This window comes from Cupriavidus sp. MP-37, from assembly GCF_020618415.1.
GTDB lineage: Bacteria > Pseudomonadota > Gammaproteobacteria > Burkholderiales > Burkholderiaceae > Cupriavidus.
Genome location: NZ_CP085345.1, coordinates 858,535 through 872,719 on the forward strand (window position 1 = coordinate 858,535; position 14,185 = coordinate 872,719).

A 14,185-nucleotide genomic window follows, 5' to 3' on the forward strand; every position below is an offset into this window, starting at 1 on the left:
AAAGCCCTTCAGGCGGCTATTCCCGCACGCCGATGGCGGCAAGCCCCTCCCCCCGCGTGGCGACCGTTGCGTACTTCTGCGCCATGTCGAACAGGTTGGCCTCATGCGGCCCCAGCGCGCGGTCGCCCACGCAGTCGGACAGCACCAGAGGGCGGAAGCCGTACTGCATCGCGTCGACCACGCTGGCGCGCACGCACCCGCTGGTTACGGCGCCGGCCACCAGCAGCGTGCGCACGCCGCGCTGGGTCAGCCACGCCGCCAGCGATGTGCCGAAAAATGCCGACGGCACGGTCTTGCGCACCACCAGTTCGCCCGGTCGCGGCGCCAGTTCCGGCACGATGGCGCTGTTGAAGGCATGCTCCTTCAGCGTCAGCATGTTGGGCACCTTCATCGAGAAGATGTTGCGGTCGGCGCCATCGTCGGCGTACACGATGCGGCTGTGCGCGACCGGCCAGCCTTCGCGCCGCGCCACCGCGAGCAGCGGCACGGTATTGGCAATGGCCTCGCGGATGTTGCCGCCACCGAATACCGCCGGATCGGCAAAGCCGTTGACGAAGTCCACGATCAGGAGCCCGTAGGGACCATCCAGTTCCAGCGCATTGCCGAAGCCCTGGCGCTGGTACGCGCCGATTTCCTTGTACGTCACGACTTGTCCTCCGGATAGCGGAAACCGTCGGTCACCTTGCCCGCGCTCACCACCTCGGCGCCGTCCAGGCGCACGGTGCAGCGGCGCACGGGAATGTCGATATGGCAGGCCGTGGTGCGATGGCCACCGGCCTCGTTGTTAGGACCAAGAGAAAACAGGAAGTTGCCCTCGAACGCGCGCGCATCCATGCCGATGGTGGCCTCACGGTCGTAGAGGCCCAGCGTCGACCAGTGCGCGCGCGGCTGCAGCCCCCAGCCGATGTGCGAGATCGCATAGGCTTCGGGATCGTTGAACGACGCCATGTATTCGCTCAGCAGCTCCGCATGGAGCCCGCCTTCGATGCGCGTCGCAAAGCCGGCTTCCACGGTCAGGCGGATCGGCTCGGTAACGTAGGTCTTCTGCGGCAGCAGGATGTCGCCCTTGTCCAGCACGATGGTGCCGTAGGCGGCGCCTTCATTGGGCCAGGTCAGCGCGAATCCGCTCGGCCAGTGGTCCCAGCGCCCGGGCTCGTCGACAAAGCCGTACTCGCTGATGGCGGGGAATTCCCCCAGCGGGCAGCGCAGGTCGGTGCCGGCAGGCGAGACGACGTGCATTTCCTTCGCGCTTGCCAAGCGCTGCGAGGCCGCCTTCACGCGTTCGCGATCAGCCTCGCAGGGCACCATGCGCGCCAGCACCTCGGGCGGCTCGACGGCCAGCAGGATCTTGGTGCCGCCCTGCAGGATCTCGTGCTGCTCAGGCGAGAACAGCAGTGTCATCAGGTCCAGCACCAGGTCGCTCGCCTTGAGCGCGGCAATCGCCGCCGGGTTGCCGGTCAGCGGCGTAGTGCCAAGATAGGCGAGCGCATCGCGGCTCAGCGCCTTCTCGCCGTTGACGGGTGGCAGGTCGAGCCGGTTGACGATGGCTCCCATCGACTGCGTCGCGGTGAGCGCGGTGGACAGCGTCTGCGGGTGGGTGGCGGCACTGGTCAGGATGGTGACGGTCTGGCCCGGCTCCAGCCGGGACAGCCGCAGCACCTTGCGCCAGGCCTCGATCATCTGATGGTCAGTTACCGGCATGTCGGCTCCCTTCTCGCGCATTGGTCAACGATTGCCCCAGCGGCGCGCCGAGAAAATCCCCCAGCGCCGCATAAAATCCTTCTTCGTCGTCCCAGGGGATCATGTGGCCGGCATTGGCGACATGGCTTACCAGTACGCCAGGCAGCAGCGTGCGGATCTCCGCGACGTCCTCGGCCCGTACCACCTCGCCGCGGCCAGCCGTCATCAGCAGCGTGGGAATCTTGACCCGCGGCATGTCGGCGTGGATATCGTCGCGGTGGAAGTCCTCGAAGCTGCGCACCACCGCGTCTTCGTTGCAGGTGTGCAGCCATTCGGCGCGCAGGCGCAGCTGCTCATCGGTCCAGGTCGGGCAGAAGCGCCGCATGCCTTCCAGGTCGGTGCCTTGGCGGGACAGACGGATCGAGTCGACATACCACGGCAGCTGTGCCGGATACGGACGGCGCCCGGGTCCCGAGACTGGCGGGTCGACCATCACCAGCCGCGCCAGCCCGCCCGGCTGCCCCGCCGCGGCACGCAGCCCGATCCGTGCGCCCATCGAATGGCCGACCACGCTGTAGCGCGACAGGCCCAGCGCTTGGGCAAACGCCACCACGTCGCGCGCCTGCGCATCGAGGCCGTAGTCGAGCCCCGGTTCCGCCGACGACAGCCCGCGGCCGCGCACATCGAGAATGTAGGTGTCGAAGCGGATGCCGAACTGCTCGCCGACAAAGCCCCAGGTGATCGCGGGGCTGGTGATGCCCGGCACGATCACGACCGCGTCGCGCTCGGCACGCTCGCCCTCGGCGCCACCGTAGCGCAGGTAATGCTGCCGGATGCCGTTGGCGTGGACATGGCCCCCGTACAGGAAGGTACGCATGGGCTGCTCCTCAGTAGGCGCCGGACAGCAGCGCACCGGCGCCCGGCACGACCGGCTCCAGGTCCAGCGCGCGGAGCATTGCGTAGGTCGTGGCAATGGCGGCGGTCAGCACCGGCTTGCCGGTCATCGCCTCGACCCTGGCCACCGCCGGCAGCGACGGCATCTGCACGCAGGCGGACAGCACGATCACGTCGACGTCCTGCGTGTTCATCTGCGCGACGATGCCCGGCAGGCGCGACGGATCATGGCGGCCGACGTCGAGGTTGTCGGGGATCTCCAGCGCGCGGTAGTCCACAACGTCATAGCCCTCGTTGCGGATGTAGTCCACGACCAGCTCGGTCAGCGGCTTCATGTAGGGCGCGACGACTGCAATGCGCTTCGCGCCCATCACCTTGAGCGCATCCACCAGCGCGCCGGCACTGGTGATGACGGGCGCGTCGCCACCATTCGCCGCGGTATGTGCTTTCAGGCGCTGTTCCGATTGCCGGTGATACCCATGGCCCATCGCCATGATCGCGACCAGGCAGGCATAACAGAGCACGTCGACGCGGGCGTCGCTCAGTTCCACCGCGCAGCGGTCGGATTCGGCATCCATCGCCGCGAGTTCTTCCTTGACGACTTTCTTCATCCGCATGCGGCTCGAATGGAAGGTGAAGCGCTCCGGGCGGATCTGCTGGCGCGCCGTCAGCATGGCGGGGATTTCGGTTTCCATCGTCGTGTTCGAGCTGGGGACGATCTGGCCGATACGAAAGACTTTTTGCATGAGGGTATCCGGTTGGTGCGATCAGAGCTTGAGCAGGCGTTGCGCATTGCCATGGCAGACCAGCGCACGCGTGGTTTCGTCGAGCGGCGCGCTGTCGATGAACCGCGCGGCCACTTCGGTGGATTCATAGGGGTAGTCGACCGAGAACATCACTGCTTGCGGTCCCAGTTCGGCAATGGCGCCCATCAGTGCGCCGTGCGAACACACGCCCGAGGTTGTGATGACGATATTGCGGCCGATGTATTCGGACGGCGCGCGCTGCAGCTTCACGCCATGCGAATAGACCGCGAAGCGGCTGTCGAAGCGCCAGCGCTGGTAAGGCAAGCCCTCGCCCATATGGCCGAGGATAAGCTTCAGGCGCGGGAAGCGGTCGAACACACCGCTGAACAGCAGCCGCAGAGCGTGCGAGGCAGTTTCCACGCCCCACCCCCACGCGGCCCCGGCCAGTTCCGGATGGCCGGCCAGTACTTGCGGCGACACGAACGCATCGGTCGGATGCAGGTACATCGGCACGTCAAGCGCCTGCATGCGTTCCCAGAACGCGTCGTAGGCGGGGTCGTCGTAGTAGCGCCCGTGCGTATGGCCGTTCACCAGCGAGCCCTTGAAGCCGAGCTGCAGCACGGCGCGCTCCAGCTCCGCGGCCGCCTGCAACGGGTCATGCATCGGCAGCGCGGCAAAGCCGGCGTACCGAGTCGGATGGCGGACGATCTGCGCCGCCAGGAAGTCATTGCTCTCGCGCGCCCGGGCCAGCGCGAGGCCGGCATCGGCTTCTCCCTGCACGCCCGGGCCAGTCTGCGACAGCACGGTGATGTCGATGCCACAGCGCTCCATCTCGGCCAGGCGCTCTTCGTCGAAATCGGCAAGGCGGCGACCCAGCTCGGCGAACACCGCGGGATCGATATGCTGCGTGAACCCTTTGGAGTAAGCCTGGAAGCCGGGGGTCATGAAATGCTCTTCCAGGGCGATCTTCTTCACGTAGGTCATGCTGGTGGGGGCTCCTGATGGGGTGGAATCGCTGCGTGCCGGGCTTGCTTCGCGTGCGCAAACGCGCTGCCTCGCCAATTGATCAGTACACTGATTAGTTTCGGATTCTAGTCAGCGGTTTTTCAAAAGTCCAGACGCTGCGCGAAGGGTTAACACCTATAACGATGGGCGGGAGCGCTCATTACACTGGCTCCAGATGATCAGTATGCTGACGATATGAAATAGCCATTTAAATCGGGCTTTCCGGCGCCTTCGCAACCCACCAGGCCGCGCCGGCACTGGCCCGCATTTTGCTCAGCATACTGTGTTTCTCATCAGCATACTGACTGATGCACCGGCACGATGCGGCGCAGCACAGTGGCGGGTCAAGAACGGCCCGCGCCACCAGCGCCGGCACCACCGGGAAGCAAACAATAGAGACAACGGCCTGACCAAGAGGAGCCCCCGCCATGACGATCAGCCTGACCCGCGCCGAGACGCGCGCCCCAGCCTCCGGCATGACCGCCGAAGAACGCAAGGTCATCCTTGCCTCATCCTTCGGCGCCCTGATGGAGTGGTACGACTTTTACATCTACGCGGCGCTGGCGGTGTACTTCGGCGCACTGTTCTTTCCGCCGGGCAACGAAACGGCCGCGTTCCTAGCCAGCCTGGCTACCTTCGGCGCCGGCTTCCTGATCCGTCCGGTCGGCGCGCTGCTGTTCGGCCGCCTGGGCGACCGGATCGGCCGCAAGTACACCTTCCTGGTCACGATCCTGCTGATGGGCGTGGCCACGGTTGGCGTGGGCGTCCTGCCGACATACGAGCAGATCGGCATCACCGCAACGGTGCTGCTGGTGTTGCTGCGTTTGTTGCAAGGGCTGGCGTTGGGCGGCGAAGTGGGCGGCGCGGTCACGTACGTGGCCGAGCACTCGCCGGCAAGCAAGCGCGGCCTCTACACCAGCTCGCTGCAGACCACCGCCACGCTGGGCCTGCTGTCTTCGCTGTTCGTGGTCTACCTGCTCAAGACCTTCCTGACCGAGGCGGAATTCCGCGCGTGGGGCTGGCGCATCCCGTTCATCGTGTCGCTGGTGATGCTGGTGATCTCGGTCTATATCCGCGGCAAGCTGCATGAATCGCCGGTGTTCGCGCGCATGAAGGCAGGCAATGCCACCTCGAAGTCCCCCATCCGCGAGAGCTTCACCCAGTGGGAGAACCTGAAGTCGGTGCTGCTGCTGTTCGTGGTGGCCGCCGGGCTTGGCGCCATCTTCGGCACTGGCCACTTCTACAGCATGTTCTTCCTCAACAAGACGCTGCACGTGCCGATCGAGACCGTGCATAAGCTGATCGCGATTGCCCTGGTGGTGGCCACGCCGTGCTACCTGTTCTTCGGCTGGCTGTCGGACCGCATCGGCCGCAAGTACATCATGATGGCGGCGTGCCTGCTGGCCGCGCTGTGCACCCAGCCGGTGTTCAAGGGCCTGACCCACTACGCCAATCCGGCGCTGGAGCAGTTCCAGCGGCAAGGCACGGTGCAGGTGACCGCCGGCGACTGCAAGGCGCGCCTGTTCGGCGAACCGGTGTCGGCCTGCGACAAGATCCGCGGCTACCTGACCGACCTTGGCGTTAGCTACACCTTCGTGCCCGCCAGCAACCCGGTCCAGGCGGAAGTGCGGATCGGCGGGCGCACGCTGCAGGGCTACGACCGCGCCGCCATCAAGGGCGCACTGGTCGAGGCCGGCTGGCCGGAGCGCGCCGATCCGGCCAGGATGAATACGCCGATGGTGTTCCTGTTGCTGCTGGTGCCGATCCTGTTCCTGGCCATGGTCTATGGCCCGATGGCCGCCTTCATGGTCGAGCTGTTCCCGGCCAGGGTGCGGTACACCTCGCTGTCGCTGCCCTTCCACCTGGGTGCGGGCTGGGTTGGCGGCATGCTGTCGTTCGTGGTCACGGCGATGAACGTGTCCAGCGGCGACGTGTACTTTGGCCTGTGGTATCCGGTGGTCATCGCCGGACTCGCCTTCGTCATCGGCATGGTGTTCGTGCCGGAGACGCGCGTGCGCGACCTTTCCACCTAGGCACTGCCAGCCGGCGCACTTGCATGGCGGAGCATTCCGCCCTTTTCCTCGGCATATATTCAGCATACTGATTTTTTCTCGCGCGAGCGCAGCGATGGCGCCCGCGGCGGGCGAATGCAGCCATCGCCAACTTCCATCCCTTCGCGCAGACAATCTGGAGCCCCCATGTCCACCTCTCGCATCCTCCGCACTCTTGCCGCGTCATCCGCCGTGCTCGGCCTGGCGCACGCCTCGCCCGCCCTGGCCGACGCCAGCGGCGTGAAGATCGGCGTCATCACCGATATGTCCGGCTCCTATGCCGACCTGTCCGGCAAAGGCTCGGTCGTCGCCGCCCAGATGGCCGTCGAAGAGTTCGGCGGCAAGGCACTGGGCAAGCCCGTCACGGTGCTGTCCGCCGATCACCAGAACAAGGCCGATATTGCCTCGTCGCTGGCGCGACGCTGGTTCGATACCGACGGCGTCGACATGGTGATCGACTTCCCTAACTCATCGACGGCGCTGGCGGTGCAGGAAGTGGCGCGCCAGAAGCAGAAGATCGACATCGTCTCCACCGGCGGTGCCATGGCGCTGACCAACCAGAATTGCTCGCCCACGGGATTCCACTGGAGCTGGGACACCTACTCCGTGTCTTATCCGCTGGTGCGACGCCTGATCGACCAGGGCCGCAACAGCTGGTACTACATCACGGTGGACTACGCCTTCGGCCAGTCGCTGGAGGCCGACTTCCGCAAGGCCGTGGATGCCGGCGGCGGCAAGAACGTCGGCAGCACACGCCATCCGCTCAATGCCAGCGACTTCAGCAGCCCGGTGGTCGCGGCGTCGGCCTCCAAGGCCAGGGTGGTGGTGCTGGCCAATGCCGGCAATGACATGATCAACGGCGTCAAGGCGGCCGGCGAGTTCGGCCTGATCAAGGCGGGCCAGACCGTGATCACGCCATCCACCTTCATTACCGATATCAAGAGCCTGGGATTGCCGGCCGCGCAGGGCCTCACCTACGTCGACCCGTTCAGGCTCGACCTCGACGCGAAGTCAAAGGACTTCGTCGAGCGCTATTACAAGCGCCACAAGGCATATCCCACCCATGGGCAGATCGGTGTCTACTCGGGCGTGCTGCACTACCTGAAGTCCGTGGAAGCCGCCAGGACCGTCGAGGGGCCCGCGGTGGCGGAGAAGATGCGCGCCCTGCCAGTCAACGACGCCTTCGTGCGCAATGGCAAGGTCCGCATCGATGGCCGCATGGTGCATGACATGTACCTGGCCCAGGCCAAGACGCCGGCGGAATCGAAAGGCCCGTGGGACCTGGTCAAGTACATCGGCACCATTCCCGGCGACGAGGCCTTTCGCCCGCTCTCCGCCAGCGAATGCGCGCTGGTCAAGAAGTGAGCGCGCCGATGCCTGAGCAAGACGTGATCCTGCGCACGCAGGGGCTGACCAAGGTGTTCAAGGGCTTCACCGCCGTCAGCGATGTCAGCCTGGCGGTGCGGCGGGGCTCGATCCATGCGTTGATCGGGCCCAACGGCGCCGGCAAGACCACCTGCTTCAATCTGCTGACCAAGTTCCACGCGCCGTCATCCGGCTCCATCCACTTCAACGGCACCGACATCACCGCACTGCGGCCGGCGCAGATCGCCCGCATGGGCGTGATCCGCTCGTTCCAGATCTCGGCGGTGTTCCCGCAGCTAACCGTGCTGGAGAACGTGCGCATCGCGCTGCAGCGCAAGCTGGGCACGTCGTGGCATTTCTGGCGCGGCAAGCGCTCGCTGTCGCGGCTGGATGCGCGCGCCATGGAACTGCTGGATGAGGTGGGTCTGACCGGCTTCGCACACCTGGGCACGGCGGAGCTGGCTTACGGCCGCAAGCGCGCGCTGGAACTGGCCACCACGCTCGCCACCGATCCCGAACTGATGCTGCTGGATGAGCCCACGCAAGGCATGGGCCATGAGGACGTCGAGACCGTGACGGCGCTGATCAAGCGCGTGTCGGCGGGACGGACCGTGCTGATGGTGGAGCACAACATGAGCGTGGTGTCGTCGATTGTCGATCGCATCACGGTGCTGCAGCGCGGCGCCGTGCTGGCCGAGGGTACGTATGACGAGATCTCGCGCAACCCGCAGGTGAAGGAAGCCTATATGGGAACTACGGAAGACCAGCAGGAGGCCGCATGAGCACAACCGCCACTCCTGCGCTGGAATTGCGCGGCCTGCATGCCTGGTACGGCGAATCGCACATCCTGCACGGCGTCGACCTGGCGGTCCAGCCGGGCGAGGTGGTGACGCTGCTGGGCCGTAACGGCGCGGGTCGCACCACCACGCTGCGCGCCATCATGGGACTGACCGGCGCGCGCAAGGGATCGGTGCGCGTGTTCGGCCGGGAAACCATCGGCATGAAGACCCACTGCATCGCGCCGCTGGGGCTGGGGTATTGCCCGGAGGAACGCGCCATCTTTGCCAGCCTGTCGTGCGAAGAGAACCTGCTGCTGCCGCCTGCCTTCGAAGCAGCGCCGGGCGCGACGGGACTGCGCGAGCCTATGTCCGTGGCCGAGATCTACGAGATGTTCCCCAACCTGCTCGAGCGGCGCAAGAGCCCGGGCACGCGCATGTCGGGCGGCGAGCAGCAGATGCTGGCGGTGGCGCGCATCCTGCGCACCGGCGCCAGCGTGCTGCTGCTCGACGAGATCTCGGAGGGGCTGGCCCCGGTGATCGTACAGAAGCTCGCGAAGATGATCGCCACGCTGCGCCGCAGGGGCTACACCATCGTCATGGTGGAACAGAATTTCCGCTTCGCGGCGCCGCTGGCGGACCGCTTCTTCGTGATGGAGCACGGCCGCATCGTGGAGGCCTTCGCCGCCAACGAGCTGGAACGGAAGATGCCCGCGCTCAACGCCCTGCTGGGCGTATAAGGAGACCTTGTCATGGAATTGTTTGGAGTGCCCCTGCCCGCGCTGCTGAGCCAGCTGCTGCTGGGGCTGGTAAACGGATCGTTCTACGCGATCCTGAGCCTCGGGCTGGCCGTGATCTTCGGCCTGCTCAACGTGATCAATTTCGCCCATGGCGCGTTGTTCATGCTGGGCGCTGTGCTGGCGTGGATGGGCCTGAATTACCTTGCGGTCAACTACTGGCTGATGTTGCTGCTGGCGCCGCTGGCGGCCGGTGCGCTGGGCGTGGTGCTCGAGCGCACCATGCTGCGCCACCTGTACCGCTTCGACCACCTGTATGGGCTGCTGCTGACGCTCGGCATCTGCCTGCTGCTCGAAGGCTTGCTGCGTTCGGTCTATGGTGTCTCCGGCCTGCCCTACCCCACACCTGAAGCGCTGACCGGCGTCAGCCAGCTGGGCTTCATGGTGCTGCCCAACTACCGGGCCTGGGTGGTGCTGGCTTCGCTGACGGTGTGCTTCGCCACCTGGTTCATGATCGAGAAGACCCGGCTGGGCGCCTACCTGCGCGCCGGCACCGAGAATCCGCGCATGGTCGAGGCCTTCGGTGTCAACGTGCCGCTGCTGGTGACGCTGACCTATGCCTTCGGCGTTGGCCTGGCGGCGCTCGCGGGCGTGCTCGCCGCGCCGGTGATGCAGGTGTCGCCGCTGATGGGCCAGAACCTGATCATCACGGTGTTCGCGGTGGTGGTGATCGGCGGCATGGGCTCGATCCTCGGCTCGATCTTTACCGGGCTGGGCTTGGGTGTGTTCGAAGGTATCACCAAGGTCTACTACCCCGAAGCTTCCGCGACGGTGGTCTTCGTCGCCATGGTCTGCGTGCTGCTGGTACGGCCGGCCGGCCTGTTTGGAAAGGAGAGATGATGGCAAGCCCCACTTTCGCAACGCGGCCGCTGCTCGCGTACGGACTGCTGCTGGCAGCCCTGCTGCTCGCGCCCTGGCTGGGTGCCTACCCGGTGCTGGTGATGAAGCTGCTGTGCTTCGCGCTGTTTGCCTGCGCCTTCAACCTGCTGCTGGGCTATACCGGGCTGGTGTCGTTCGGCCATGCCGCCTTCTTCGGCGGTGCGGCCTACGCCTGCGGCTACGCGATGAAGTCATTGCAGCTCACACCGGAACTGGCGCTACTGGGCGGCACCGCCTTCGGTGCCTTGCTGGGGCTGGTGTTCGGCGCGCTGGCGATCCGGCGCCAGGGCATCTACTTCGCCATGATCACGCTGGCGCTGGCGCAGATGTTCTACTTCTTCTGCCTGCAGGCCCCGGTCACCGGCGGCGAGGACGGCATGCAGGCGGTGCCGCGCGGCGAGTTGTTCGGCCTGCTGCCGCTGGAGCCCGACCACACCATGTACTACGTCGTGCTGGCGATCACAGTGGCGGCCTTCCTCGGCATCATGCGCATCGTCAATTCGCCCTTCGGGCAGATCCTGCGGGCGATCAAGGAGAACGAGCCGCGCGCCATCTCGCTCGGCTATGACGCAGATCGCTTCAAGCTGCTGGCATTCGTGCTGTCGTCGGCGCTGGCGGGGCTGGCCGGCGCGCTCAAGACCCTGGTGCTGGGCTTCGCCACGCTGACCGATGTCCACTGGATGATGTCCGGCTCCGTGATCCTGATGACGCTGGTTGGCGGCATGGGCACCTTGTCGGGCCCGCTGGTCGGCGCGCTGGTCATTGTCGCGCTGGAGAACAAGCTGGGGGATGCGGGCAATGCGCTGGCGGCGATGACCGGGATCGGCTGGTTCGATACGCTGGGCGAGTCGGTCAGCATGGTGACCGGGCTGATCTTCGTGGTCTGCGTGCTGACGTTCCGCCGCGGCATCATGGGCGAGATCCTGGCGCGGTGGCAGGCACGCCCCGCGCTGCGGCGCGCTGCAGCGGCCACGCCGGGGCGCGCACGCATCAGTCAGGGTTAACGAGGATATTTCGCATCCAAAACATCAGTACACTGACCTTATATATTCAGTATACTGACGAATTCGATTCACGGAGATAACCATGGCATGGATTCACATCGATGCGGCCGATACGCTGCAGAACGACGAGGTGATGCCGCTGACGCTGGGCGATCGCCAGCTTGCCGTCTATCGCAGCGATAACGCGTACTTTGTCACCGACAACGTCTGCACGCACCAGTACGCGCTGCTGTCGGACGGCTACCTGGAAGACGGCTGCATCGAATGCCCGCTGCACCAGGCGCGCTTCGACATCCGCACCGGCAAGGCGATGTGCGCGCCCGCCACCGGCGATATCCGCACCTATCCGGTCAAGATCGAGGACAGCCGGGTGTGGGTCGAGCTGTAAGGGAGCCGGTCATGACACAGCACACTCCCATCCTGATCGTCGGCGCCGGCCAGGCCGGCGCGATGGCCGCGGCCGCGCTGCGCGGCCTTGGCTACGGCGGCCGCATCATCATGGCGGGCGGCGAACGGCATGCGCCGTACGAACGCCCGCCGCTGTCCAAATCCGTGCTCGCTGATGTCGGACAGGATGGCAAGCTCGGCGTGCACCCCGCCAGCTTCTATGCCGACCAGGACATCGATCTGCGGCTCGGCACCTGCGTCACCGCGCTCGATGCCGCGCGGCATGTCGCCCACCTGGCCGACGGCAGCGCCATCGGCTACGACACCTGCCTGCTCGCCACCGGCGGCAATGCGCGCGTGCTGACGGCGCTGCCGCCGGGCACGCCGTACGTGCACTACCTGCGCTCGCTGGACGACGCGGCGCGCCTGCGCGACGCCATGCAGCGCGCTGGCGAGCTTGTGGTGATCGGCGGCGGCTTCCTTGGCCTGGAGACGGCGTCGACTGCTGCGGGCATGGGCCTGAAGGTCACGCTGATCGAGAGCGCGGAGCGCCTGCTGGGCCGCGCCCTGCCGCCGGAGCTTGGCACCTGGCTGGTGAACCGGGTGCGTGCGCAAGGCGTGACCTTGCACCTCGGTTGCGGCATCACGGATTGCCGCACCAGCAGCGATGGCGTGCATCTGCGGCTGGCTCACGGTGCCGTGTTGCGCGCTGCGCTGGTCGTGGTCGCGATCGGCCTGACCCCTGAAGTCGCGCTCGCCACCAGCGCCGGACTGGCGCTCCATCCGCAAAATGGCGGCATTCGGGTCGACGAGCTATGCCGTACCAGCGCACCGGGTCTCCATGCCGCCGGCGACTGCTGCAGCCAGTACCAGCCGCTGTTCGGCACCGAAATGCGGCTCGAGTCGTGGCAAAGCGCCAATGAACAGGCGCGCATCGCGGCGGCATCCATGCTTGGCGTTGAGGCCGAACCCGCGGCGCTGCCGTGGTTCTGGACCGACCAGTTCGGCTGCAACATCCAGATGCTCGGCGGCGTCCATGCGGATCTGCGCTATGCCTGGCGCGGCTGCGCTGCCCACGATGACGCTACCCCGAAATTCATGCTGCTAGGCACTTTCCAGGGCCAGCTGCGCCATGCCATTGCCGTGAATGCCGGTGGCGACCTGCGTCAGCTGCGCGCAGTGGTCGGACAGGACGTCTCGGCATATCTCGCACGCCTGTGCGACGAGGCCCTGCCGCTGCGGCAGATCGTCCGCGAACGGCAGGCGCAAGCCGACCGCGCCATCACAATCTGAAAGGACCCCACATGTACCAGACACAAGCGGTAATCCAGCACACGCTGGGCAAGAAGAACTCCCGACTTGACGAATGCCGCTGGCCCGAGGACGGGCTGAACTACATCCCTGACTGGGTGTACACCAGCCAGGCCGTCCATGACCTGGAGTTGCAGAAGATTTTCCGCGGCCGCTCGTGGAACTATGTCGCGCTCGAGGCGGAAATCCCCGCCGCCGGGGACTTCAAGCGCTCGTACGTCGGCGCGACACCGGTGGTCGTCTCGCGCGCCGAGGACGGCTCGGTCAATGTCTTCGAAAATCGTTGTGCACACCGCGGGGCCGAGTTTTGCCGCCACAGCCAGGGCAACACCAAGGAATTCGTCTGCCCCTACCACCAGTGGTCCTACGACCTGAAGGGCAACCTGCAGGGCGTTCCGTTCAAGCGCGGCGTCAACCGTGCCGGCGGCATGCCCAGGGACTTCCGCAACGAAGACCACGGGCTGGTGAAGCTGCACGTGGCAACGCGCAATGGCGCAATCTTTGCCTCTTACGCGCCCGACATGGAGAGCCTGGAAGACTACATGACGCCGGAGATCCTGAAGGACTTCGACGTGGTCTTCAACGGCAAGCCGCTCAAGGTTCTCGGCTACTACAAGAACGAACTGCCGTGCAACTGGAAGATGTACCACGAGAACCTCAAGGACCCGTACCACGCCACGCTGCTGCACTCCTTCCTGGTGGTGTTCGGCCTGCTGGTGGCGGGCAATGACTCGGCGATGATCGCCGACCCCGTGCATGGCCGCCATGGCACCATGGCATCGGCCAAGAAGGAAGACAAGTACGCAGCCGTCAGCGACGAGAACAAAAAGGAGATGCGCTCCTACCACGAAGGCATGCGCCTCGAGGACGAACGCTTCCTCGAATACGTGCGCGAGTTCGACTCGCCGTGGTCGGTGACGATGCAGACGATCTGGCCGAACCTGATCGTGCAGCGCGAGATGAACACGCTGGGCGTGCGCCAGATTGTGCCCAACGGCCCCGACAGCATGCTGATGCTGTGGACCATGTTCGGCTACGAGGACGATACCGAGGAGATGACGCAGCACCGTTTGCGCCAGGGCAACCTGATGGGCCCAGCCGGCTTCCTCGGCCTGGAGGACAACGAGGCGATGAAGTTCGTGCAGGAAGGCGTGCGCCGCTCCAGCAGCGACCTCAACGTGCTCAAGCTGGACCCGCAGCAGATCGGCACATCCAGCTCACTGATCTCTGAATCCGCGATCCGCGCGATGTACCAGTACTACCGCGGCGTGATGGGGTTCTGAACGCCAC

At 65.8% G+C, this 14,185-nt stretch carries 14 protein-coding genes; 9 read left to right on the forward strand and 5 right to left on the reverse strand.

Translation table 11 applies throughout. From position 1 onward, the window contains the following. Nucleotides 1–16 precede the first annotated feature (16 nt). The 5 genes from LIN44_RS20435 to LIN44_RS20455 are packed head-to-tail and all read right to left on the reverse strand — an operon-like array spanning nt 17 to nt 4,304. Nucleotides 17–646 carry an N-carbamoylsarcosine amidohydrolase gene (locus LIN44_RS20435; RefSeq protein ID WP_227316069.1) on the reverse strand — a complete coding sequence of 210 codons (630 nt, stop codon included), beginning with the start codon at nt 644–646 and terminating at the stop codon, nt 17–19. Continuing rightward, nucleotides 643–1,701 carry a 2,5-dihydroxypyridine 5,6-dioxygenase gene (locus LIN44_RS20440; RefSeq protein WP_227316070.1) on the reverse strand — a complete coding sequence of 353 codons (1,059 nt, stop codon included), beginning with the start codon at nt 1,699–1,701 and terminating at the stop codon, nt 643–645. Before LIN44_RS20440 ends, LIN44_RS20435 begins: the two co-directional genes overlap by 4 nt. After that, nucleotides 1,688–2,557, reverse strand: coding sequence for an alpha/beta fold hydrolase (locus LIN44_RS20445; protein ID WP_227316071.1), 870 nt, complete (start codon nt 2,555–2,557; stop codon nt 1,688–1,690). The genes LIN44_RS20440 and LIN44_RS20445 overlap by 14 nt, the downstream gene beginning before the upstream one ends. Before the next feature lie 10 nt (nt 2,558–2,567). Further along, a complete protein-coding gene (locus tag LIN44_RS20450) occupies nt 2,568–3,320 on the reverse strand; it encodes an Asp/Glu racemase (RefSeq protein WP_227316072.1) in 753 nt (250 codons plus the stop codon). Between the two features lie 21 nt (nt 3,321–3,341). Then, nucleotides 3,342–4,304 carry an amidohydrolase family protein gene (locus tag LIN44_RS20455; RefSeq protein ID WP_227316073.1) on the reverse strand — a complete coding sequence of 321 codons (963 nt, stop codon included), beginning with the start codon at nt 4,302–4,304 and terminating at the stop codon, nt 3,342–3,344. Nucleotides 4,305–4,753: 449 nt separating this feature from the next. Between LIN44_RS20455 and LIN44_RS20460 the strand changes: the two genes are divergently transcribed. From LIN44_RS20460 to LIN44_RS20500, 9 genes are all read left to right on the forward strand, one after another. Next, complete coding sequence (locus LIN44_RS20460; protein ID WP_227316074.1) at nt 4,754–6,358, forward strand: MFS transporter; 1,605 nt, start codon at nt 4,754–4,756, stop codon at nt 6,356–6,358. A gap of 165 nt (nt 6,359–6,523) precedes the next feature. Further along, nucleotides 6,524–7,741, forward strand: a complete 1,218-nt coding sequence (locus LIN44_RS20465; protein WP_227316075.1) for an ABC transporter substrate-binding protein — start codon at nt 6,524–6,526, stop codon at nt 7,739–7,741. 8 nt (nt 7,742–7,749) lie between these two features. After that, complete coding sequence (locus tag LIN44_RS20470; RefSeq protein ID WP_227316076.1) at nt 7,750–8,523, forward strand: ABC transporter ATP-binding protein; 774 nt, start codon at nt 7,750–7,752, stop codon at nt 8,521–8,523. Continuing rightward, nucleotides 8,520–9,257: an ABC transporter ATP-binding protein gene (locus LIN44_RS20475; RefSeq protein ID WP_227316077.1), complete on the forward strand. Its 738-nt coding sequence runs from the start codon at nt 8,520–8,522 to the stop codon at nt 9,255–9,257. The genes LIN44_RS20470 and LIN44_RS20475 overlap by 4 nt, the downstream gene beginning before the upstream one ends. Nucleotides 9,258–9,269: 12 nt before the next feature. Then, nucleotides 9,270–10,154, forward strand: coding sequence for a branched-chain amino acid ABC transporter permease (locus LIN44_RS20480; protein WP_227316078.1), 885 nt, complete (start codon nt 9,270–9,272; stop codon nt 10,152–10,154). Then, the gene (locus LIN44_RS20485; RefSeq protein ID WP_227316079.1) at nt 10,154–11,197 is read left to right on the forward strand and encodes a branched-chain amino acid ABC transporter permease; all 1,044 of its coding nucleotides are present in this window, start codon (nt 10,154–10,156) and stop codon (nt 11,195–11,197) included. The genes LIN44_RS20480 and LIN44_RS20485 overlap by 1 nt, the downstream gene beginning before the upstream one ends. Nucleotides 11,198–11,279: 82 nt before the next feature. Next, nucleotides 11,280–11,585, forward strand: coding sequence for a non-heme iron oxygenase ferredoxin subunit (locus LIN44_RS20490; protein WP_227316080.1), 306 nt, complete (start codon nt 11,280–11,282; stop codon nt 11,583–11,585). Nucleotides 11,586–11,596: 11 nt separating this feature from the next. Next, the gene (locus LIN44_RS20495) at nt 11,597–12,877 is read left to right on the forward strand and encodes an NAD(P)/FAD-dependent oxidoreductase (RefSeq protein ID WP_227316081.1); all 1,281 of its coding nucleotides are present in this window, start codon (nt 11,597–11,599) and stop codon (nt 12,875–12,877) included. 11 nt (nt 12,878–12,888) lie between these two features. Continuing rightward, nucleotides 12,889–14,178, forward strand: coding sequence for an aromatic ring-hydroxylating dioxygenase subunit alpha (locus tag LIN44_RS20500; RefSeq protein ID WP_227316082.1), 1,290 nt, complete (start codon nt 12,889–12,891; stop codon nt 14,176–14,178). The last annotated feature ends 7 nt before the right edge of the window (nt 14,179–14,185 follow it).